Raw genomic sequence first — 21,411 nt, forward strand, 5'->3', positions numbered from 1 at the left:
TCAGCCCCTGTACGGCAACGGGACCGGAGATGCGCTTGTATGGCACGATGCGGCCATTTAGAGGGCTATCAAACCCCTATGCGTTTTCCCCTTGAGGAGAGTTTCGAATGACCTTCGTTTCCAAGCTTGCGATGGCCGCGGTGCTGACGCTGGGCACCACCGCGCTCGGTGTGTCGCCCGCGCTCGCCCAGAAGTCGAAGAAGGACGACAAGGCGCAGGCCGCGGGCGCGCCGCAGCTCAAGGTGAGCAACGAATTCCGCAAGCCCGCCGCCGCCGCCGAGACCGCGGTGAAGGCCAAGGACTGGGCGACCGCCGACACCAACCTGGCCGCGGCCGAAGCCGTCGCCAAGAATGACGACGAGAAATATTTTGCCGCGTTCCTGCGACTCCAGCTCGAACTGGGCCGCAACAATGAGGACGGCCAGCTCAAGGCGATGAGCGCGCTGATCCCCAATCCGCGCACCCCGCCCGAGGCCGCCAAGGTCTATGGCGCCGCGTTCAACTATACGCTGGGCAGCCGGGCCGCGGCCGCCAAAAAGCATGACGAAGCGATCTCGTACATGCTCAAGGCGCGCGAATATGGCTCGACCGAGACAGACGTGCCGATCGTGCTCGCCAACGCCTATGCCGCGACCAACAAGCCGGCCGAAGCCGTTGCCGAGGTCGATCGCGCCATCCAGCTGAGCAAGTCGCAGGGCCGCAAGCCGCCCGAGGCCTGGTATCAGTTCGCGATTCCCCGCGTGAACGCGCTGGGCGACCGCGCCGCCGTCGTCACCTGGTTGTCGCGCTATATCGGCGAATACCCGACCATGAAGAACTGGCATTGGGCGATCGACGTGTTCCGCGCCAGCGCGCCTGCCGGCGCCAACGCGCGCAGCGAGAAGATCGACGCGTTCCGCCTGAAGCGCGCCACCAACGCGCTGCCGAATCGCGGCGATTATGCCGATTACGCGTTCGCGGCGCAGCAGGGCGGTCTGCCCTGGGAAGCCGTGTCGGTGATCGACGAGGGCCGCAAGAACAAGAAGATCCCGGACGGCGACGCCGATGTCGCCAAGACCTACACCGCCGCGACGACGCAGGTGAAGTCGAGCGGCTCGCTCGAGGCGATGGTAAAGGCGTCGGCCGCCGACAAGAACGGCAAGGGCCTCGCCCAGACCGGCGACGCGTTCCTCGCTTCGGGCAACCAGGCGCGCGCGATCGAGATCTACGATCAGGCGCTGGCCAAGGGCGGCGTGAACAACGACGAGGTCAACCTGCACCGCGGCATCGCCTATCAGCAGCTCGGCCAGAAGGATCAGGCGCGGGCGGCGTTCGGCGCGGTCAATGCCGGCCCGCTGGCCAATCTCGCGACGCTGTACATCACTTCGCTGGATCTGCCGCCGCTCAGCTGAGCCGGGGCATCGTCGAAACGGAAGGGGCGGTCCGCACGGGCCGCCCTTTTCGTATCAGGGAACCGGAACGCCCGGCAGCGCCTTCGACGTGCGGATCGTCAGCGACGTCTTCACATGCTCGACATTGGGCGCGGTGGTCAGCTTGGTGGTCAGGATGCGCTGGAAGCTCTGCAGGTCCGGCGCGACGATCTTGAGGATGAAGTCGATCTCCCCGTTCAGCATATGGCATTCGCGCACTTCGGGGATTTCCGCGACGAGCTGCTGGAATGCCTGGAGGTCGCTCTCGGCCTGGCTCTTGAGGCTGACCATCGCGAACACGGTGAGATTATACCCCAGGGCGACCGGATCGAGCGCGGCGTGATAGCCGGTGATCGCGCCCGACTGCTCGAGCGCGCGAACGCGGCGCAGGCAGGGCGGGGCGGTCAGTCCGACTCGCTCGGCCAGCTCGACATTGGTCATCCGGCCATTATCCTGGAGCAGGGCGAGAATTCGGACGTCGATATCGTCGAAACGCATTTCATTGCCTCTGACTGGTGATTCGTGTCTGATTACTGCGCTTACGCATAATATAATTACGCGGCAACGCAATTGTCCCACATTGGATCGTGCCGAAATCACCTGTTTCTGCCCGGCGTCCAAGCAGTTAAGGAATCGTTACGGCGCGCGTTCTGGCGCCTGTAACCGGTGGGCACCCATTGCGCTTCGACGATACTCTGGAGACTGTGCTGGCCGCCGATCTGGGCTCTCCCCAGGCTGCTCAATCCGCATGGCGTCAGGTGGTCGATCTGATCGGCCGCAGGCGTGCGCCAGCCGATACCCGCGCGATGGGCGTGCTGCGCTCGATTCGGGCGCGGGTCCCGGTCGCGGCACGCGCCGCCAGCGCCCGCGCGCTCGAATTCGCCGATCCGCCGGCGCCGCTGGTCCGGCTCTTCGCCGTGGATGAACTCAGCGTCGCGCTGCCGGTGCTTCGCAGTGCCCGGATGAATTCGGCGGACTGGATCCAGTTGCTGCCCGATCTCGCTCCCGCCGGCCGCGCGGTGCTTCGCAATCGCCGCGATCTGGGGCCGATCGTCAAACGGGCGCTCGAAGCCTTTGGCCCGATCGATTTCGTACTGCCCGATGAGAGCGTGAAGGAAGTCGCTGAAGTCATGCCGGTGGCGCCGCAGGAGGAAGTCGTGACCGAGCCTGTCGCCCTGGTTGAGCCGGTGACCGAAACCTCCGCCGAACCGATCGCGCTGCCGGAGCCTGTCGCCGAAGCGCCGCAGGCCGAACCCGTCGAGGCGCCCGCGTTCTTCGCGGCCGAACCGATGGCGGAAGCGGAACTGCCCGGGTCCGTACCGGAACCGGTAGCGATCGAGGCCGCGCCCGAGCCTGGTCTCCAGCCCGAACCGGTCATGGCTTCGTCGCCGCTTGCCCATTGGAGCGCGGTTTATTCGGCGATGCCCGCTGAAGCCGCTCCGCTTATTCCCGCCATTTCGGACGAAGTCGCGGAGTCGCCCGCCATCGAACCCGCCGAAACGGTTGTTTCTGCCGCCGCAAATGCGCCAAATGTCGAGGAGATAGAGGATTTCTCGTTCGTCGCCCTCGCCGGCACCGCCGCGGCATTGCCGATTTCCACAGGCTTTTTAGCTGACCAGAGCGAAGTTGCTTCGGCTCCGGTCCAAAGCGGGACAGTCGAGCCAGCGGCACCCGCCGAACCGATTGCGCCGGACGCGCCCGAGTTACAGGTTCCGCCCATGGAGCAGGGGGATCTGTCTGTGGACGAGCCGTTGGGCGACGCACTCGATATGTTGAGCGACGCCGCACCGGGCGAGGCTGTAGCGGATGGCGGCACGTTCGAGATCGCCGATGTCGTCGCCCGGATCGACGCATTCTGGCGCAATCGCGAAGAGCATGGCCCGGATCCGGTTCCGCTTGCCGATAATTTCCGTTTCGAAACCGATTCGAAGGGTGTTTTCCGCTGGGTCGAGGGCGTCAGCCGCGCCGCGATCGTCGGGCTGTCGCTCGATGCCCAGTCCGGAGCGGGCCTGCCCGAAGCATCGCGTGTCGATGGCATCGCCGCCGGGGCATTTCGCCGCCGCGCCGGGTTTTCGAACGCGCGCCTGTCGATCGAAGGCGAATCGGATGCCGCTGGCGACTGGCAGATTTCGGGAATCCCGGTGTTCGATCCCGCCAATGGCCGCTTCACCGGCTATCGCGGCACCGCGCGCCGCCCGCGCGCCGATGAGCGCGCCGAACCGATGCGCGCGGCCGCGCCGTCGATCCCCGCCGATTCGCTGCGCCAGCTCGTCCACGAACTGCGCACCCCGACCAACGCCATCGCCGGCTTTGCCGAGATGATCGAGAGCCAGATGCTGGGGCCGGTCAGCGATCCCTATCGCGGCCGCGCCGGAGAGATCCGCGCCCAGGCGCGCGAATTGCTGGGAGCGATCGACGACCTCGATCTTGCCGCCCGTATCGACAGCGCCGCGCTGGCGCTGGTTCCGGGCCGTGTCGCGCTGCGTCCGGTGCTGGCCGGCATCGCCGACGATCTCGCGCCGCTCGCCGCGCTGCGCGGCTCGATCCTGGCGCTGCCGATCGACGATCTCGCGGTCACCGGCGATCGCCGCGCGGTTGAGCGCCTGCTCGCGCGCCTGCTCGCCACGCTGGTTTCCGCCAGTGGCCCCGGCGAGCGCATCGGCGTCAATATGGCGCAGGCAAGCGACGCCATGATAGCGATCACCATCGATCGCCCGCGCGCGCTGACGGATTATCCCGGCGATTCGGTGCTCGGCATCGATGACGAGCGTGAGGATGCGACGCTGCTCGGCACCGGCTTCGCGCTTCGTCTCGCGCGCAATCTCGCCCGCGAGCTGGGCGGCGCGCTGGTGATCGAGTCCGAGAACTTGACTTTGCGCCTCCCGGCCTCCGAAAACGCATCTGTGGGTCAAGCGCACTTAAACTAAGGTGGAAGAACGATCTTCCCGAGCGGCCGGGGGCTATCGCGTCCCCGCGCCCGAGCCGCATTCGCGCATCGAATGGCCGGCTGATTTTGGCACGCGCTTCGTGATCTTCGTCGATACCGAGGAAGAGTTCGACTGGAGCAAGCCTTTCGACCGGGCGTCGCGCGGCACCAGCCACATGCGGGCGATACCGGGAGCACATGCATATTTCGCCGCGCACCATGTTCCGCTCAACTATCTCGTCGATCATCCGATCGCGACTTCGCCCGAGGCGATCGCGGTGCTGGGCAGGATCATCGAGGACGGGCGCTCGACGATCGGCACCCAATTGCACCCTTGGGTCAATCCGCCGTTCGAAGAAGAGGTGAATGGTTTCAACAGTTTCACCGGAAATCTTCCGCTGGCCTTGCAGGAGGCCAAGCTTGCCGCGCTGACCGAAGCGATCACTACCGCTTTCGGCAAGCGTCCGATCGCTTATCGTGCCGGACGCTACGGCATCGGCTCGCACACGCTCGAGCTGCTCGCGACGCTGGGCTACCGCGTCGATACGTCGATGCGCTCCGGCTATGACTATTCACGCGAGGGCGGGCCCGATTTCTCGGCCGTTCCCAACCACGCCTTTCGCGCCGGCACGATGCTCGAACTGCCGCTGACCACGGTGTTCACCGGCTGGGGCCGGCGTGGCGGGGCGGGGCTGCACCGGGCGATGGGCATGCTGCCCAGGGGGCACGGCATCGCCGCGCGTTCCGGAATGCTCTCGCGGGTCGCGCTCACACCGGAGGATATGCCGCTCCACGAAGCCAAGGAGGCGGTGCGCATCGCGGTGGGCGAGGGGCTGCGGCTGCTCAACTTCGCTTTCCATTCGCCCTCGGTCGAGCCGGGGCATACGCCCTATGTACGCGATGCGGCGGATCTGAAGGCGTTCTTCGGCTGGTGGGGCGAGATCTTCGCGCTGCTGGCGTCGCTGGGGGTGCGGCCGGCATCGCTCGATCAGGTGATCGCCGCCGCCGAATGAAGCTGGTGGGCCCGGCAGGACTCGAACCCGCAACCAAGCCGTTATGAGCGGCCGGCTCTAACCAATTGAGCTACAGGCCCCACCCGCGGCGCGCACGAAAATAGCGGAGCCATTTTGCGAAACGCGCAAGGTCGGCCAGCGCAGCAGGGCTGCGGCTGACGGCGCGGCTTTGCCGCGACGGCCTGCGAAAGGCAAGCTGTTCGGCTTGTTGTGGCAAACATGCTTGTGCAACGCGCCTATTCCGCCTAACCGCGCCCAGCGTCGGGGAGTGGCGCAGTCCGGTAGCGCGCCTGCTTTGGGAGCAGGATGTCGCAGGTTCGAATCCTGTCTCCCCGACCATTTCATCCCGCCATAGCACAAAGCCCGGACGCTGTCGGAACGCCGCAAACCCTCGCGGGTTGATGCGCGGGAGATTCGGCATGCGCTATCCTCGACGGGTCATGACTGCTGTTTGCGTCGCGGCGCTGGCGGTCGCGTCGCTCGGCGGAATTGGCCTGTCGCAATATTCGCAGGGCGGAGCCTTTTCCTTCTACAAGCAGAAGCCGGCTTACTGGCCGGAGATCACCTCTTCGCAGCCGGCGGCGCTCGGCGCGACCTATCCGATCGACATGCGCTCCGAGCAGCCCGCGCGGGAGCCGAATCGGATCGACGCGATCTTCGCCAACGATACGCCGTCCGCGCCCGAGATATCCGGGACGGCCCGAAGTCCCGAACCCGAAGTGATCGACGAGGCGCCGAAAGCGATGGAAACCGCCGCGGTGGTGCAAGTCGCGCGTAGTTCGTGGAGCGAGCCACAGGCGGGCGCGCCGCCAGCGGCGCCTCTTGCGGAGGCCAGGAGCGAAGCGCCGGAGGCCGTTTCGGCGGTTGACGCGCCTGCCGCCGCGACGCCGGACACCTAATCCGGATCGGCCTCCGCCGCGGGCCGCGTTGGCATCTCCGGCAATCGCCCGTCCAGCGCCGCCGCCAGCCTTTCGCGATCGACCGCGCCTTCCCAGCGCCCGACGACGACGGTCGCCACCGCGTTGCCGATGAAGTTGGTGAGGCTGCGGCATTCGCTCATGAAGCGATCGACGCCGAGGATCAGCGCCATCCCCGCCACCGGCACGCTCGGCACCACCGCCAGCGTCGCGGCGAGGGTGATGAAGCCCGATCCCGTGACCCCGGCCGCCCCCTTCGAGCTCAGCATCGCTACGCCGAGCAGGGCGATCTGCTGGCCCAGCGACAGCTCGACGCCGGTCGCCTGGGCGATGAACAGCGCCGCCAGCGTCATGTAGATATTGGTACCGTCGAGATTGAACGAATAGCCGAGCGGCACGACCAGCCCGACCACCTGCCTGTCGATACCGGCGTGCTCCATCCTGTCGATCAGGGCGGGGAGGGCGGCTTCGGACGAGGAAGTGCCGAGTACCAGCAGCAATTCGGCCTTGAGGTAGCGAAGCAGCTTGAAGATCGAAAAGCCTGCCAGCGTGGCGGTGCCGCCCAGCACGACGAGGACGAAGATCAAGGCGGTGACGTAGAAGCTCCCCACCAGCCAGGCGAGGCTGGCGAGCGCTCCCACGCCATATTTGCCGACAGTGAACGCCATCGCCCCGAACGCGCCCACCGGCGCAGCGGCCATGACGATGCGGACGAGGCGGAACACCACCGCGCCGATGCGCTCGAGCATCTCGGTCACCGGCCGCGCCGGTTCGCCGACCAGCGCCAACGACACACCGAACAGGATCGCGACCAGCAAGACCTGCAGGATCGAGCCACTCGTGAAGGCCGAGAACAGGGTGGCCGGGATCATCGCGCGGATGAAGCCGATCACCGTCGTCTCATGCGCCTTCTCCTCATAGCCATGGACCTTGCTGGCATCGAGCGTCGCCGCATCGACATGCATGCCGGCGCCGGGCTGGATGAAATGGGCGACGAGCAGGCCGACGATCAGCGCCAGCGTCGAGAAGAACAGGAAATACCCCAGCGCCTTGATCGCGACGCGGCCGGTCGAACGCAGTTCGCGCGATCCGGCGATACCGGTCACCACGGTGAGGAAGATCACCGGCGCGATCACCATCTTGACCAGATCGACGAATGCCAGACCGATCCACTCGCACCACGCACCCCATGCCGGCGCCAATGCGCCGAGCATCACGCCGGCGGCAATGCCGACGAGCACCCAGAAATAGAGATGCTTCCAAAAGGGTAGCGGCGCCGGCGGCACGGCTGCATATTCGGTTGCGACTGCGCCCATCGTCTCTCTCCCCCGGGTTCCACCATAGCAAGCGCAGAGGAAGCCCCAATGCAAAAAGGGCGCCCCCTTGCGGGAGCGCCCTTTCGCGAATCTGGCAGAAGCGCGGACGCCCTGCGCTAGACCTTACTTGGTCGCATTCTCGTGCGCCGCGTCGGCCTTGTTCTCTTCGACAGCGGCCTTGTTCTCGAGAACCGCTTCGGCAGTGCCGTTGGTGGTGTTGTCGGCAGCTGCTTCATAGGCGGTTGCGTTCGCTTCATGCGACTCGGCAACGTTCTCGGCAGTGCTGTTGGTGACGGCCTTGTCGCAGGCGGCCAGCGAAACCAGGCCAGCGGCGGCGGCAACGATCAGGATCTTCTTCATACGGGTCGCTCCAATGGAACATAAACGTTTCGCATACGGTCCGATTGACCGACGCGAACGCCTCCAATAGCGCGCTTTCCGCCCGCGTCAATCTTATTTGCGACGAAATGAGGGCATTTCGACATTTTTTTGCCGTAATTGGGACATGATTGCCCCTGGAGAGGCTGAAATCACTCGCGGCCGGTCTTTTCCACAGGTCCGATTTCCTCCGCCGCATTTGCCACAATTGCCAGAGTCGCGGTCCAGGCGGCGACGTTCTGGCGGAGCTGGACGGGATCGACCTTGTCGAGCGTATCGTCGGGCGTGTGGTGATAATCGAAATAGCGCAGGCCCGATTGGGCCAGCGCCACGGTCGCCACCTTGCCCCGCAGGATCGGCTCGACATCGGTGCCGCCACCGGCGAGATCGCGGCCGCGAGAGATGCCGAGTGGTCCGAGCGCGACCGCGAGCTTGTCGCTCAGGCTCGCCGCGCTCTCGGGCAGGTTGACGGTGAACTTCCAGATGCGGTCCGCGCCGAAATCGGATTCGCTGGCGAAGACGTGGCGCTCGCCGCCATGCGCCTTGGCATAGGCTTCGCCGCCGAAGCCGCCGACTTCCTCGGCACCGAACCAGACGACGCGGATCGTGCGGCGCGGCTGGCCCGCATCCATGATCCGCTTGGCGGCGGCGGTGGTGATTGCGACGCCGGTGGCGTCGTCGATCGCGCCGGTGCCGAGATCCCAGCTATCGAGATGCCCGCCGACCAGCACGATGCCGGCATCCGGATCGCTGCCCGGGACTTCGCCGATGACGTTGCCCGATTCGGCCTCGCCCTTGAACTCGGGGGTGATCAACAGCTTCATCCGCACCGGTCCGCGCTTGAGCAGCCGTTCGAGTTGTTCCGAATCGGGAACCGCCAGCGCCGCCGCGGCGATCGGCTTCACGTCCTTGGGCCAGTTGGTCACGCCGGTGTGCGGGTTGCGGTGATAATCGGTGCCGATCGAGCGGATCAGGATCGCCACCGCGCCCTTCGCCGCCGCCGTGCTCGGGCCCGAACGCCGCGCCGCGCCGAACGCGCCATATTGCGAGCCGTCCTGCGTCGCGGTCATCGAATGGCTGACGAATGCGATCTTGCCCTTGAGGCTTCCCGCCGGCGCCATCTGCAGATCGGCGATGGTCGGGAAATAGACGATCTCGCCTTCGACGCCCTTGGGCCCGGTCGTGCCCGAATTGCCGAGCGCCGTGATCGTCAGCTTCTGGGCCGATGCGCCCAGCACCTCGGCCTTTTCCTCGCCGCGCACCCAGAGCGGCATCTTGAAGGTCTCGATGCGGACGTTCTGGAAGCCGAGCGCCTTCAGCTTCCTCGCGCCCCATTCGCGTGCCCGGGCCTCAGCCTCGGTCGCCGCCAGCCTCTGGCCGACTTCGGTGGTCAGCCCCTCGGTGATGTCCCAGGCGATATCGTCCCTGAGCGCGGCGTCGCGCAGCGCCGCCGGATCGAGCGGCGCGGTCTGCGCCAGTGCGGGGAGGGGAAGGGCGAGAGCCGCGGCGGCCGCGAGCAGGATGCGCTTGTTCATGGGTGCAGGTGCTAGCCATCCCCGTAACGTTTGCCAATCGCCGGGTGGTTTCCGGCGCGTTTCCGCTAGCGATTCCTGCGATTGACGCTGATCCCCGGCAGTTGTTCGGTCGCGCCGCCCTTACGGTTTATCGCCACGAAGACTTTGGTAGCGCCAACGGTGGTTTCGTAGAAAAGTTCGTCCTCGCCACCATAGCTTTCCGTCAAGCCCGGCTTGCGCGGGGTGACCTTCAGGCAGGCGGCGGTGTCCGCATGCAGCTTGGCGACCATCGCCTTGGCGTCGGCGGTGGGAATCAGCGACGATGCCATGCAGCCATAGCTGTCCGAAATGCCGGCGATTCGCGAGATCGAGCAAAGTCCTTTGGGAATCAGTCGCAGCGTGCCTTCGTAGCTGCTGCCATAACTCTTGCCTTCCATCGCCTTGAAGCTCGGCGTGCCGGCAGCGGCGGCAATCACCTTCTTCAGCGATGCGCAGAATGCCGCGTCGGCGGCCATTGCCTGGGTGCCGGTCAGCGCGGTCAGCGCGGCGGCGGCAATCCCGATTCTCACCAGCGTCTCTCCCTGTTCGTCATTTCGGCAATGACACAATTTCTCGCCGCGAATTGCAAGCTCGGGCGCGCATCGCTACATGCCCGGCCAAATTCCAGCACACGAATAGCGACGAAACGGAGTCCCCCGATGTCCGCCCAATACGCCTTTGTCATGAAGGACATGACCAAGACCTTCCCCGGCGCGCCCAAGCCGGTGCTCAGCAATATCAACCTGCAATTCTATCAGGGCGCCAAGATCGGCATCGTCGGCCCCAACGGCGCCGGCAAGTCGACGCTGATGAAGATCATGGCGGGCGTCGACAAGGATTTCACCGGTGAGGCATGGCCGGGCGAGTATATCACCGTCGGCTATCTGGAGCAGGAGCCCCAGCTCGACCCCAGCAAGACCGTGCTGGAAAACGTCAAGGAAGGCGCGCGCGAGACCGCCGACCTGGTCGAGCGCTTCAACGCGATCTCGGCCGAGATGGGCGATCCCAAGGACGACACCGATTTCGACGCGCTGATGGAGGAGATGGGCGATCTCCAGGCCAAGATCGACGCGGTCGATGGCTGGACGCTCGACAACCAACTCGAAGTCGCGATGGAGGCTCTTCGCTGCCCGCCGGGGGACTGGCCGGTCGCGAACCTCTCAGGCGGTGAGAAGCGCCGCATCGCGCTGACCCGGCTGCTGATCCAGAAGCCCTCGATCCTGCTGCTCGACGAACCGACCAACCATCTCGATGCCGAGAGCGTCGAGTGGCTGGAAAACCACCTCAAGGAATATGCCGGCGCGGTGCTGATGATCACCCACGACCGCTATTTCCTCGACAATGTCGTCGGCTGGATCCTCGAGATCGATCGCGGCAAATATTTCCCGTACGAGGGCAATTATTCGACCTATCTGGAAAAGAAGTCGAAGCGCCTCGAGCAGGAGGAGCGCGAGGAATCGGGCCGGCAAAAGGCGATCAAGGACGAGCTGGAGTGGATCCGGCAGGGCGCCAAGGGCCGCCAGACCAAGTCCAAGGCGCGTATCGCCAAGTTCGAGCAGCTCGTCGAAGCCCAGCAGAACCGCACCCCCGGCAAGGCCCAGATCGTCATCCAGGTGCCCGAGCGCCTGGGCGGCAAGGTCATCGAGGTCGAGAACATCTCCAAGGCCTATGGCGACAAGCTGCTGTTCGAGAATCTCTCCTTCACGCTGCCTGCCGGCGGCATTGTCGGCGTCATCGGTCCGAACGGCGCCGGCAAGTCGACGCTGTTCAAGCTGATCACCGGCCAGGAGCAGCCCGATAGCGGCACGATCGAAATGGGCTCGACCGTCCGTCTCGGCTATGTCGACCAGAGCCGCGATCACCTCAACGACAAGAACAATGTCTGGGAGGAAATCTCGGACGGGCTCGATTACATGAAGGTCAACGGCCACGATCAGTCGACCCGCGCCTATGTCGGCGCGTTCAACTTCAAGGGCCAGGATCAGCAGAAGAATGTCGGCAAGCTCTCCGGTGGTGAGCGCAACCGCGTCAACATCGCCAAGATGCTGAAGCGTGGCGGCAACGTCCTGCTGCTCGACGAACCGACCAACGATCTCGACGTCGAGACGCTGGGCGCGCTTGAGGAAGCCATCGAGAATTTCGCGGGCTGCGCCGTGGTGATCAGCCACGATCGCTTCTTCCTCGATCGCCTCGCCACCCACATCCTCGCCTTCGAGGGCAACAGCCATGTCGAATGGTTCGAGGGCAATTTCGAAGCCTATGAGGAAGACAAGAAGCGCCGCCTCGGCGACGCCGCCGATCGTCCTACGGCGCTTTCGTACAAGAAGCTGACGCGGTGATCTCCGGCCGGGCGCTGGCTTGCTGATGGCACGCAAGACGCCCGGTTTCGGCGACACGCTTGGTGAATGGCTGGTCGCCGAGGGGCTGGTGCCCGATGAACGCGGCACGGGCGGCATTTCCGACGTGGCGCGGGTGCGCGCGATCCTGATCGCGGCGGCCCGCGAGCGCCGCGCGGTCAGCTATTCCGAGCTGCTGGGCGCGCTGGGCCACCGCTTCACCCGCCCGAAGATGCGCGCGGTGTGCAAGACGCTCGACGCGATCGATATTGCCGCGGCGGCGGCTGGTGAGCCCGAACTGGCGGTGCTGGTCGTCCGCGAGACCGACCGGCTGCCGGGACAGGGCTGGTGGACCGGCGCTGCCGAACGCCATGGCCATAAAGGCGAATGGACCGGCCCCGATGCCGCGCGGCTGGTGGCACGGCTGCAGGCGCAGGCGTTCGATTATTGGCAGGCGAAGCGGCGCGGTTAGCCGATCTGCTTCATCTCGGTCACGCAGCCGCCATCGACCTTGAAGCGCGAGACGAAGTCCTCGCCCTGGCTGCTATGCGCCTCGACTTCGACCACACCCGGCGCGGCGAGGCGGATCCGCTTGATGTCGAGATGCGCGTTCGAAGCGTAGACATTGATCAGTTCGGACAGGTCGAGATTCTCCCCCGCGCCCATCACGAAGTCCGCATCCTCGGTGATGGTGCGATTATAGGCTGTCTGATCATGCGCGTTGAGCGCGTCGACGAAGCTGCGGACCGCCTGGATCGGATCGGCGTCCGCGCCGCCCGGCGTGCAGAAATCGGCGGTTGCGAGCAGCGCCAGCGTGAAAATCATCTCGGTCTCCCGCGTCGATGGACTCAGGCGATGTTTCCACCCGGCGGCGGCTTTGACAAGCCGGGCGTCGCGCGCGTGCCCTCTTTCCGCATGTCTTGCCCCTCTTCGCCGGGAGGGCGATACCGCTCGCATGACCTCGACCATGACGCACGATCCCGCATTGCTCACCCGCGCTTATGAGCTCGCGCGCAAATCCCATGACGAGGGCGGTTGCCCGATCGGATCGGTGTTGGCGCGCGGCGCCGCGATATTGGGGGAGGGGCACAACCAGCGCGTGCAGAAAGGCGATCCGATCGCGCATGGCGAAATGGACGCATTGCGCAACGCCGGCCGCCAGGCGAACTATGCCGGCACCACGCTCTACACCACGCTCAGCCCCTGCATGATGTGTGCGGGCACGATCGTGCAATTCAAGATTCCCCGCGTCGTGATCGCCGAGAACCGCAATTTCGGTGGCAATGAAGCGTTTCTGCGCGCGCACGGTGTCGCGGTCGAGATCGTCGACGATGCCCGCTGCGTGGAACTGATGAGTCGCTTCATTGTCGAGCGCCCGGCGCTGTGGAATGAGGATATCGCCGAATAGGGGAGGGGATCGATGTTCCGCTGGATGCTCGCGCTCGCCGCCGTGACTGCCCCGCCGGTCGCGCATGCGCAGGATTATCCCGGCTGGCCCCAGAAGGATTTCGGAACCTGGCACGTCTATCGCAGCATCACCGGCTGCTGGATCGTCAACGATAACCTTCCCAATGATTTCAGCGGGCGATTGTCGCTCTCCACGAGCGCCGAAAAATCCGACCTCTATATCGATCTCGAAGCCTTTGATTGGGCGTGGCAAGGCGAGGGCAGCCCGACGCTCGCGGTGCGGTTCGGCGCCGTCAGCCTGAGCGACGAGGTGCTGGATATCGAGAGCGAGGGCACCGATTATTCGGTGCTGTTCGATGCGCCGGCGGATTCCTATCTCGGCGCGCTCAGGCAAGCGCCGAATCTCCACCTCGAGATCGCCGCCGGGCGCGCCATCGATGTGCCGCTGACGTCCTCGCACGAGGCATTCGCCTATTTCGAGCAATGTACGCTGAAGCTGCGGTCCGAGAAGAAGTGACGCCGTATAGGGCGTGTTAATAACATAAAACACCCTTGGCCGAACCGACCGGCTGCGTTACACCTGCCGCATGCTGACGCTCGCGCTCCTGCTCGCCACCGCCGCTGATCCCGCTATCGACGGCACTCGTCTTCGACCCGGCTCGGTCTGCTACACGATCTTGCGCGGCGACCAGCCGATCGCGGTGACGCTGCAGACGGTCAGGGCGATAGAGGCCGAGGGCGAGCCGGGCTGGGATATCGTCGTCCATCAGAAGGGCGCGAGGTTCGACATGCGCGATCACTTCGTGGTGCGTGCCGCCGATCTCACGCCGATCGCCTTCGATAATCTGACGTCGGGCGCCGAGCATGCCCGCGTCGCTTATTCGCCAGGCAAGCTGGTCGTCACGCGTCCCGACAAGCCGGTTGCGGAAATCGCCGTCACCGGCCGCATTTGGGAAGGTAACCTCTGGGGTCTCACGTTCGCGGCGTTACCGCTGGCGGAAGGCGCGCATTTCGAGCTGCCTTTCTACCAATATGATCAGGGTCTCGGGCGTTTCGCGATCGACGTGGTCGGTAGCGAAAAGCTGGGCGATGAAGATGCCTGGGTGGTCGAGGCGACTTCGGACGGTCAGCGCAAGGTCCGCTATCTCATCGGCAAGGCCAGTCATGCCGAACTCGGCTATTCCGGCAGCGGCTTCTCCCAGAAGGTCGGCGGCGATTGCAGCGGGATCGCCAAATGATCCGCGCCCTCGCCGCTGCCGCGGTGCTCGCCATCGCTGCCCCCGCCGTCGCGCAGGAAGCGCCGGCCTTTACCTCGCTGACCCAGCAGTTCGACGATTTCGCTACCGAGACCGCGGCGATGCCGATGCCCGAGCGGGTGAAGCGGTTCCGCGAGCGCTTCAACGCGCTGCTCCCCGGTTTCTATGCGCCGCGCAATGGCGCGACCGAAGAGCAGTACAATATCAAGGTCGGGAGGAACCTCGCGACTTATCCCGCGCAGCGCGACAAGTTCCTCGCCGCCGCGCGCGATTTCTCCGCGGCCTATGTGCACGGCAACGCGCATTTCCGCCGCTATTTCCCCGATTACGCGCCGGTCATGCCGATCTATCTGGTCCATTCGCTCGGCGAGATGGACGGGGGCACCCGCGACATCGACGGCAAGACGGTCGCGGTGTTCGGCGCGGATGTGATCGCCAAAATCCATGACAGCACCACGATCGGTCCGTTTCTCGATCACGAGCTCTTCCATTTCCACCACGCCCGCTATTTTTCGGATTGCGAAGCGATGTGGTGCGCATTGTGGCAGGAGGGCCTCGCCACTTATGTCGCCGGCCGGATGAACTCGACCGAGGACGACAAGACCTTGATGCTGACGATCCCGCGGCCGATCCGGCCCGAGGTCGAGCCGAAGCTGGCCGAGGCGATGTGCTACGCCCGCCCCCGCCTCGATTCCGTGGATCCGGAAGTCTATGCCAGCTTCTTCTACGGCAACGGCAAGAGCCCGTACCCGCCGCGCTTCGGCTATTATCTCGGCTATCTGATCGCCAGGAAGATCGGCGACGGCAGGCCGCTCGATGAACTGGCGAAAATGCCCGGGGATCAGGTCAAGCCGCTGATCGAGAAGGCGCTGGCGGACTATCACTGCCCGCCAGCGGCCTGATCCTCAGCCCTTGGCGCGGGCCGCGTCGGCGCTCCATACGCCGCCACCGGCCGCGGCGAGGTAGAGGAAGATAAAGCAATAGAGCATCGCCGGCTCGCCGCCATTGAGCGCCGGGTAGAAGCCCTGCGGCGCGTGCACCATGAAATAGGCGACCGCCATCATGCCCGAAAGGATGAAGGCCACCGGCCGTGTGAACAGCCCGATCACGATCAGCGCACCGCCGACCAGTTCGAGCGTGCCCGCCGCCATCATCATCGGATTGAGCGGTCCGCTCATCCCCGGCGGGGGCGGGGGAAAGGCGAAGAATTTCATCGTGCCGTGCTGGAGGAAGCCCAGCCCGGTAACGATACGCAATACGCTCAGCAGCTTCGACGACCAGCTATCGGGAATAGGCATGGGAAAGCTCCTCCTGTTTCGGAAGCGGAGCCTTTCATGCCGTCAGGGCGCGGTCAATCCGTGCCGCGGGAAACGCAGGGTTGCCGGGCGTCAGGCGGTGAAGCGCTTGGTGAAGCCCTTGCCCGGCTTTTCGCCATGCGCTTCCAGCACCTCGACATGATCGACCCGCGCCTGCTCCGGCCCTTGCTTGCAGGCTTCGGCGAAGCGCGTGACGGCGTCGTCCTCGCCCGAGGCGATCATCTCGACGCTGCCGTCGCTGCGGTTGCGCACCCAGCCGGTGACGCCCTCGGTCTTCGCGGTGCGCACGATCCAGTCGCGAAAACCGACCGCCTGAACCCGCCCCGTCACGAAAATACGCTTAATCGCCATTCGCTTCCCTATGCCCTTGCTCGCGCCGACTGTAGCGGAAGCGCGATGTCAGGGAATCGCCAGATCGCGCGGCTCGCCGCGTCTCAGGGGTAAGTGAGCGCAATCACTTCATATTCGCGCTCGCCGGCGGGCAGCATCACCTTGCGCAGATCGCCCACCGCCGCGCCGCGCAGCGCCCGCGCGAATGGCGAATTCCAGCCGACCAGCCCGTTGCCGGCATCGGCCTCGTCGTCGCCGACCAGCGTCAGCGTCCGCTGATTGTCATCCTCGTCGGCGATCGTCACCGTCGCCCCGAAGAACACGCGCGCGCGATCCTCCTGGCGGGTGGGATCGACCACCTTGGCCGCCTTCATCCGTTTCGACAGCCACCCCAGCCGCCGATCGATCTCGCGCAGCCGCTTGCGGCCATAGATGTAATCGCCATTCTCCGAGCGGTCGCCATTCCCCGCCGCCCAGGAAATCACATCGACCAGCTTGGGCCGCTCATCGGAAAGCAGCGCGTCATACTCGGCCTTGAGCGCGGCATATCCGGTGGGGGTGATATAGTTCGGGCGGTCCATTGGCTGGCAATATCTCGATGAACTACGCGCATCCATCTCTTTCCCCGGCCTTCGCCGGGGAAAGCAAGGGCCTCAGCCCGGCCGGTTCTTGCCCAGATACCAGCTCAGATTGGCGGGGCCCCGCGAGCGCGAGCGCTCGGGGTTGAGCAGGTCATAGACCACCGCGTTCTCCAGCACGCGCTGGACGTAGTTCTTCGTCTCGAAGATCGGGATCCGCTCGACCCAGGTCACGACATCGACGCCGCCCGAGCGCGGATCGCCATTGGCGGCGAGCCATTTGTTCACATTGCCCGGCCCGGCATTGTACGCCGCCACCGCCAGCGGGTAGCTGCCATAGAGATTGAGCATCCGCTGGAAATAGCTGGAACCAAGCTGGATGTTGTAATCGGTATCGACCGTCAGAGAGTCGCGGTTGTAGGCGAGGCCGAGCTTGCCCGATTGCTCGCGCGCGGTGCCCGGCATCAGCTGCATCAGTCCTCGCGCGCCGGCATGGCTCACCGCGGCGCGGTCGAACTGGCTCTCCTGTCGTGCGATCGCATGGATGATCGTCCAATAGTCCGATTGCGCCTCGGGCACCCGCACCGAGGGATAGCCGGCGGCGGTATAATCGGAGAGGCCGTTCTGGAGCGCGCTGCGGCCGACCATCACGCCGAGATCGGGGCGGCCGATCGTTCGCGAAAGCTCGGCGGCGAGGATATGGTCGCTGTCGGTGGTCGCGTCCTGCGCGATCTGGCGGACGAACAGGCTCTGGTCTTGGCGGTTGCCCATCGTCCCCAGCAACTGCGCGGCGCGGACCACTTCGCGGCGGAAGAACGCCTCGCGCACCGCCGGATCGGCGATCTTGGCATTGAAATCGGGCGGGCGCCTGAGCGGGTTGCCCAGCCGTTCGGCGGCGAGCTGGCCGTAATAGAGATCGGGGAAGCCCGCCGCGCGCTGGAAATAGGCTTGGGCGGTGGCCTGCTCGCCCGCCGCTTCGGCGGCGCGGCCGGCCCAGTACAATCCCTTGGACTGGGTGGTCGGCGATTTGGAGCCGCGCGCATAGCGCTCGAACATGCCGATCGCGTCGCGGGCACGGCCGGCCTTCTCCAGCGCCACCGTGCCGGCGAGCCAGGTCAGGCTCGTATAGTCGTCGCGCTCGCCAAGGGAGCGGGTGCTGATATCGGTACCGGCCGGATAGGCGTCATCGACCTGGCTGGCGATGCGGTATGCGGTGTCGTTCTGCCCGTCCGCCGCCGCGCCGCGCGCCGCCAGCAACAGGATTTCGTACCAGGCCTCGGGATCGCCCGGGAAACTGTCCAGCTTGCGCGGCTGCGCCAGATAGGAGCGCATCGCCATGCCCTGGCCGCTGTCGCGCAGCCAGCGCGCGCGATCGGCGATATAGCCGGGATCGCCGCGCCCCTGCTCCATCACCGCAGCGCCGCGCTCGGCGGCGTCGGCGGCCTTGGTGCGATAGGCGATGCGCGCTTCGAACAATGCCCGCTTCGCCGGCGAGACATAGGCCAGCTGCCGTGTCGCCGCCGTCGTCGATCCCTTCCAGATCAGCATATCGGCGCGGGCGTCGTGATCGGCGGGGGTCAGCGCCGAGAGGAACGCCCCCATCAGCTTGGCCTCGTCGGCCGGCCGCAGCGAACCGCCGCGCCATGCCCGCCGCGCCTGTTCCTGCGCCTCGGGCAGGCGCCCGGTAGCCGCGAGCGCCTCGGCATAGCGCAGCCGGCCGGCGGCGGTCAGCGGCGTGAACCGCTCGAAGAAGCGCGTGACCAGCCCCGGTGCCCAGGTGCCGCTGTCGAGAATCGTCTCCGCCGCCGCGCGCCGGCTCGTCTCGCCGGGCCAGCCGGGATGCGCGAGCAGGAAGTTGGCGTAATCGGAGAAGGGATAATTGTCGGACTGCTGGAGCCGCTTCCACTCGACCAGCGACTGGCTGAGCTCGTCCGACTGGATATAGGCCGGGGCGAGCCGCGGCACGCCGCTTTCGAGCGCCTGCGCATACCAGGCGGCCTGGGATTGGGTCAGTTGCGAGGCGGCGGCGACGCCCGAAACCCCCGCAAGCAGCAACGCACTCTTGAACACAGATGCCAGCATGCTGGACATGATACGCATGTCGCTCCTATCTGCCAGCCCTGATTTGCCCCCATTAAGGAAGATTCTGGGACCATGTTCTCCGGCTCGATCCCTGCGCTGGTTACGCCGTTCCGCAACGGTGCCTTCGCCGAACAGGATTTCCGCGACCTCGTCGAGTGGCAGATCGAGCAGGGCTCGGCCGCGCTCGTGCCGGTCGGCACCACCGGCGAAGCGGCGACGCTGACCAAGGACGAGCATTTCGAAGTCGTCCGCGTCTGCGCCGATCAGGCGAGGGGCAGGGTCAAGATCCTCGCCGGCGCCGGCTCGAACGACACGGCAGTGGCGATCGGCAACGTCAAGGCGGCGCAGGATTCGGGCGCCGATGCCGCACTGATGGTCCCGCCCTATTACAACCGCCCCAGCCAGGACGGCATTTTCCGCCATTTTGAAGCGGTGGCGAACGCGACGACGCTGCCGATCGTGCTCTACAACGTCCCCGGCCGCACCGTCACCGACATCCAGCCCGCCACCGTCGTGCGGATCGTCAACGCATTCCCGGGCCGCTTCGTCGGCATCAAGGACGCCACCGGCCAGCTCCAGCGCGTCACCGAGCATCGCCTCGGCGTGCCGACGGATTTCGCGCAGATGTCGGGCAATGACGAAACCGCGCTCGCGTTCAACGCGATGGGCGGGGTGGGGTGCATCTCGGTCACCGCCAATGTCGCGCCGCGCCTGTGCGCCGATTTCCAGGCGGCATGGGCGGCGGGCGATCAGGCCAGGGCGCTGGCGCTTCACGACAGGCTGTTCGCGCTGCATCTGGCGATGTTCACCGACGCATCGCCCGGCCCGGTCAAATACGCGATGGGCAAGGTCCGCCCCGGCTTCCCCACCGAACTCCGCCTGCCGATGACCGAGCCCAACGAAGCCAGCCGCAAGGCGGTCGATGCGGCACTGGCGGGCGCGGGGCTGGTCTAAAAGATCGTCACCCCGGCCGAAGTGCCGGGGCCTACCGATCCGCGAGAGAGCTCTTTGAGCCTCAGCGCCTCTCCCAGCCGCACAGTAGGTCCCGGCACTTCGGCCGGGGTGACGATTGTGATAAGCCTGTGGCATGCGCGAAGAGCTGCAACCTTGCGTCTACATCCTCGCCAGCGCCCGTAACGGCACCTTCTACACCGGCGTGACCGCACGCCTCCTCCAGCGGGTATACGAACACCGCAACGGCATCACGAAGGGCTTCGCATGGGAGCATCGCGCGCTGGCTCTGGTTTGGTACGAGAGCCACAACGACATGGAATCCACCATCCTTCGCGAGAAGGCGATCAAGCGCTGGAAGCGCGAGTACAAGCTGAACCTGATCGAGCGCGACAACCCGGAGTGGCTGGATCTGGCAGTCGGTTTGGGGTTCGATCCACTACCGCGTGACTAACACTGGGTCCCGGCGTTCGCCGGGATGACGATATTGATCGAAGCCTGCTAGCCTTTCCCTTCGCGCCTCCCTACATGCCGCTCCTCCTATGGCCCGTCCTCGCCCCGCCACCTTCGACAAGGTCAAGACCGTCGCCGAGAACCGGCGCGCGCGGTACGACTATTTCATCGACACCGTCTACGAAGCCGGGCTTGCGCTGACCGGCACCGAAGTGAAGTCGCTGCGCGGCGGGGAAGGGTCGATCAAGGAATCCTATGCCGAGGTCGTCGATGGCGCGGTGTGGCTGGTCAACGCCAACATCCCCGAATTTTCGCACGGCAACCGCTTCAACCACGAGCCCAAGCGCCCGCGTAAATTGCTCCTTCATGAGCGCGAGATAAACAAGCTCCATGGCGCGGTGGCACGCCAGGGCATGACGCTCGTGCCGCTGTCCATCTATTTCAATGGACGCGGCCGCGCGAAGGTCGAACTCGCGCTGGCCAAGGGCAAGAAGACACATGACAAGCGTGACTCCGCCAAGGAGCAGGATTGGAAGCGCGAACAGGCCCGGGTCCTCCGCGATCGTGGCTAGGCGAGGCCGGAAGGCGGGGCTCGGCGCGCGTTTTCACGCCTGGACGCAGCGCAACCTGCCGACCCGCGAGAGCTTCGAGGATAATCGCTGGCTCAAGCCGATCGCCCACCGGGTGCTGCATTCCTCGCTTTGGCGAATGACGCGCCGCTCGGTTCCGCGCGGCGTCGCGCTCGGCATGTTCACCGGCATCCTGATCCCGATGGGCCAGATCCCGGCCTCGGCGATCCTCGCGCTGCCGCTGCGCGCCAACGTCCCGGCGGCGGCGCTCACCACCTTTTTCACCAATCCCTTCACCACCCCGTTCCTGCTGATCCTCTATTACAAGGTCGGTGCCTGGACCCTGCAGCTCACCGGCGCGGTCACCGCCTCGACCGTGCCCGAGGTGAACAGCGCGGTGGTCAATTCCGGCTGGCTCGACTGGCTGCACTGGCTGGCCGCGGATATTGGCTGGCCGACCGCGATCGGCATGGCCGAATGCGCGGTGATGGGCGGCGTGCTCGGCTATCTCGTCACGGCGTTGCTGTGGCGGCTGTGGATCGCCAGCAAATGGCGCCGGCGAAGCCGCGAGCGGGCCACAGCCTAAGTCTCCCTCTCCCTCTCATCGGGAGAAAGAAGGGG

At 65.7% G+C, this 21,411-nt stretch carries 24 protein-coding genes and 2 tRNA genes; 15 read left to right on the plus strand and 11 right to left on the minus strand.

Annotation, left to right across the window (positions count from 1 at the left end):
- The first annotated feature begins 107 nt into the window (after nt 1-107).
- Nucleotides 108-1,391 (plus strand): hypothetical protein, encoded by a 1,284-nt coding sequence (locus KF730_RS07640; RefSeq protein WP_294093534.1) that lies wholly within the window; start codon nt 108-110, stop codon nt 1,389-1,391.
- 54 nt (nt 1,392-1,445) lie between these two features.
- Here the strand turns inward: KF730_RS07640 and KF730_RS07645 are convergent, their stop codons facing one another.
- Nucleotides 1,446-1,907, minus strand: a complete 462-nt coding sequence (locus KF730_RS07645; protein WP_294093536.1) for an Lrp/AsnC family transcriptional regulator — start codon at nt 1,905-1,907, stop codon at nt 1,446-1,448.
- 179 nt (nt 1,908-2,086) lie between these two features.
- Here KF730_RS07645 and KF730_RS07650 point away from each other — a divergent pair, with 179 nt between their 5' ends.
- Nucleotides 2,087-4,336 carry a histidine kinase dimerization/phospho-acceptor domain-containing protein gene (locus tag KF730_RS07650; protein ID WP_294093538.1) on the plus strand — a complete coding sequence of 750 codons (2,250 nt, stop codon included), beginning with the start codon at nt 2,087-2,089 and terminating at the stop codon, nt 4,334-4,336.
- A 100-nt stretch (nt 4,337-4,436) separates the two neighbouring features.
- Entirely contained in the window at nt 4,437-5,348 is a 912-nt protein-coding gene (locus tag KF730_RS07655; protein WP_294093539.1) for a polysaccharide deacetylase family protein, read from the plus strand.
- Between the two features lie 3 nt (nt 5,349-5,351).
- Here the strand turns inward: KF730_RS07655 and KF730_RS07660 are convergent.
- A tRNA-Ile gene (locus KF730_RS07660) sits at nt 5,352-5,428 on the minus strand.
- A 182-nt stretch (nt 5,429-5,610) separates the two neighbouring features.
- Between KF730_RS07660 and KF730_RS07665 the strand changes: the two genes are divergently transcribed.
- Nucleotides 5,611-5,687, plus strand: a tRNA-Pro gene (locus tag KF730_RS07665).
- Between the two features lie 101 nt (nt 5,688-5,788).
- The gene (locus KF730_RS07670) at nt 5,789-6,247 is read left to right on the plus strand and encodes a hypothetical protein (protein WP_294093540.1); all 459 of its coding nucleotides are present in this window, start codon (nt 5,789-5,791) and stop codon (nt 6,245-6,247) included.
- On the opposite strand, the gene KF730_RS07675 is transcribed toward KF730_RS07670, so the two are convergent.
- From KF730_RS07675 to KF730_RS07690, 4 genes are all read right to left on the minus strand, one after another.
- A complete protein-coding gene (locus KF730_RS07675; protein WP_294093542.1) occupies nt 6,244-7,581 on the minus strand; it encodes a dicarboxylate/amino acid:cation symporter in 1,338 nt (445 codons plus the stop codon). The two genes, KF730_RS07670 and KF730_RS07675, sit on opposite strands and share 4 nt — an antisense overlap.
- A gap of 123 nt (nt 7,582-7,704) precedes the next feature.
- On the minus strand, nt 7,705-7,941 hold the full coding sequence (locus tag KF730_RS07680; protein WP_294093544.1) for a hypothetical protein: 237 nt from the start codon (nt 7,939-7,941) through the stop codon (nt 7,705-7,707).
- A 170-nt stretch (nt 7,942-8,111) separates the two neighbouring features.
- Nucleotides 8,112-9,494 carry a M20/M25/M40 family metallo-hydrolase gene (locus tag KF730_RS07685; protein WP_294093546.1) on the minus strand — a complete coding sequence of 461 codons (1,383 nt, stop codon included), beginning with the start codon at nt 9,492-9,494 and terminating at the stop codon, nt 8,112-8,114.
- 65 nt (nt 9,495-9,559) lie between these two features.
- Nucleotides 9,560-10,042, minus strand: coding sequence for a hypothetical protein (locus KF730_RS07690; protein WP_294093548.1), 483 nt, complete (start codon nt 10,040-10,042; stop codon nt 9,560-9,562).
- 129 nt (nt 10,043-10,171) lie between these two features.
- Here KF730_RS07690 and ettA point away from each other — a divergent pair, with 129 nt between their 5' ends.
- Both ettA and KF730_RS07700 read left to right on the plus strand, forming a co-directional pair.
- Nucleotides 10,172-11,851: an energy-dependent translational throttle protein EttA gene (ettA, locus tag KF730_RS07695; RefSeq protein WP_294093550.1), complete on the plus strand. Its 1,680-nt coding sequence runs from the start codon at nt 10,172-10,174 to the stop codon at nt 11,849-11,851.
- A gap of 25 nt (nt 11,852-11,876) precedes the next feature.
- The gene (locus tag KF730_RS07700) at nt 11,877-12,320 is read left to right on the plus strand and encodes a ribose-phosphate pyrophosphokinase (protein ID WP_294093552.1); all 444 of its coding nucleotides are present in this window, start codon (nt 11,877-11,879) and stop codon (nt 12,318-12,320) included.
- On the opposite strand, the gene KF730_RS07705 is transcribed toward KF730_RS07700, so the two are convergent.
- Nucleotides 12,317-12,673 carry a hypothetical protein gene (locus KF730_RS07705; RefSeq protein WP_294093554.1) on the minus strand — a complete coding sequence of 119 codons (357 nt, stop codon included), beginning with the start codon at nt 12,671-12,673 and terminating at the stop codon, nt 12,317-12,319. The two genes, KF730_RS07700 and KF730_RS07705, sit on opposite strands and share 4 nt — an antisense overlap.
- Before the next feature lie 130 nt (nt 12,674-12,803).
- Here KF730_RS07705 and KF730_RS07710 point away from each other — a divergent pair, with 130 nt between their 5' ends.
- The 4 genes from KF730_RS07710 to KF730_RS07725 all read left to right on the plus strand — a co-directional run bounded on the left by KF730_RS07710 (nt 12,804) and on the right by KF730_RS07725 (nt 15,413).
- Complete coding sequence (locus KF730_RS07710) at nt 12,804-13,256, plus strand: nucleoside deaminase (protein ID WP_294093556.1); 453 nt, start codon at nt 12,804-12,806, stop codon at nt 13,254-13,256.
- Between the two features lie 12 nt (nt 13,257-13,268).
- Nucleotides 13,269-13,772 (plus strand): hypothetical protein, encoded by a 504-nt coding sequence (locus KF730_RS07715; protein WP_294093558.1) that lies wholly within the window; start codon nt 13,269-13,271, stop codon nt 13,770-13,772.
- 70 nt (nt 13,773-13,842) lie between these two features.
- Nucleotides 13,843-14,493 (plus strand): hypothetical protein, encoded by a 651-nt coding sequence (locus KF730_RS07720; RefSeq protein ID WP_294093560.1) that lies wholly within the window; start codon nt 13,843-13,845, stop codon nt 14,491-14,493.
- Nucleotides 14,490-15,413 carry a hypothetical protein gene (locus tag KF730_RS07725; protein ID WP_294093562.1) on the plus strand — a complete coding sequence of 308 codons (924 nt, stop codon included), beginning with the start codon at nt 14,490-14,492 and terminating at the stop codon, nt 15,411-15,413. Before KF730_RS07720 ends, KF730_RS07725 begins: the two co-directional genes overlap by 4 nt.
- Nucleotides 15,414-15,416: 3 nt before the next feature.
- Here the strand turns inward: KF730_RS07725 and KF730_RS07730 are convergent, their stop codons facing one another.
- The 4 genes from KF730_RS07730 to KF730_RS07745 form a co-directional block, all read right to left on the minus strand.
- Nucleotides 15,417-15,809: a DoxX family protein gene (locus KF730_RS07730; RefSeq protein ID WP_294093564.1), complete on the minus strand. Its 393-nt coding sequence runs from the start codon at nt 15,807-15,809 to the stop codon at nt 15,417-15,419.
- A gap of 90 nt (nt 15,810-15,899) precedes the next feature.
- Nucleotides 15,900-16,178 carry an acylphosphatase gene (locus KF730_RS07735; RefSeq protein WP_294093566.1) on the minus strand — a complete coding sequence of 93 codons (279 nt, stop codon included), beginning with the start codon at nt 16,176-16,178 and terminating at the stop codon, nt 15,900-15,902.
- Between the two features lie 83 nt (nt 16,179-16,261).
- Nucleotides 16,262-16,738, minus strand: coding sequence for a transcription elongation factor GreB (gene greB / locus KF730_RS07740; RefSeq protein WP_294093567.1), 477 nt, complete (start codon nt 16,736-16,738; stop codon nt 16,262-16,264).
- Between the two features lie 72 nt (nt 16,739-16,810).
- Nucleotides 16,811-18,817 (minus strand): lytic transglycosylase domain-containing protein, encoded by a 2,007-nt coding sequence (locus KF730_RS07745; RefSeq protein ID WP_294095807.1) that lies wholly within the window; start codon nt 18,815-18,817, stop codon nt 16,811-16,813.
- 72 nt (nt 18,818-18,889) lie between these two features.
- On the opposite strand from KF730_RS07745, the gene dapA reads away from it, so the two are divergent.
- The 4 genes from dapA to KF730_RS07765 all read left to right on the plus strand — a co-directional run bounded on the left by dapA (nt 18,890) and on the right by KF730_RS07765 (nt 21,376).
- The gene (gene dapA, locus KF730_RS07750) at nt 18,890-19,771 is read left to right on the plus strand and encodes a 4-hydroxy-tetrahydrodipicolinate synthase (protein WP_294093569.1); all 882 of its coding nucleotides are present in this window, start codon (nt 18,890-18,892) and stop codon (nt 19,769-19,771) included.
- 133 nt (nt 19,772-19,904) lie between these two features.
- Nucleotides 19,905-20,222: a GIY-YIG nuclease family protein gene (locus tag KF730_RS07755; RefSeq protein WP_294093571.1), complete on the plus strand. Its 318-nt coding sequence runs from the start codon at nt 19,905-19,907 to the stop codon at nt 20,220-20,222.
- 88 nt (nt 20,223-20,310) lie between these two features.
- Nucleotides 20,311-20,793 (plus strand): SsrA-binding protein SmpB, encoded by a 483-nt coding sequence (smpB, locus tag KF730_RS07760; RefSeq protein WP_294093573.1) that lies wholly within the window; start codon nt 20,311-20,313, stop codon nt 20,791-20,793.
- On the plus strand, nt 20,786-21,376 hold the full coding sequence (locus KF730_RS07765; protein ID WP_294093575.1) for a DUF2062 domain-containing protein: 591 nt from the start codon (nt 20,786-20,788) through the stop codon (nt 21,374-21,376). Before smpB ends, KF730_RS07765 begins: the two co-directional genes overlap by 8 nt.
- The last annotated feature ends 35 nt before the right edge of the window (nt 21,377-21,411 follow it).

It is taken from the genome of Sphingomonas sp. (assembly GCF_019635515.1).
Lineage (GTDB): Bacteria > Pseudomonadota > Alphaproteobacteria > Sphingomonadales > Sphingomonadaceae > Sphingomonas.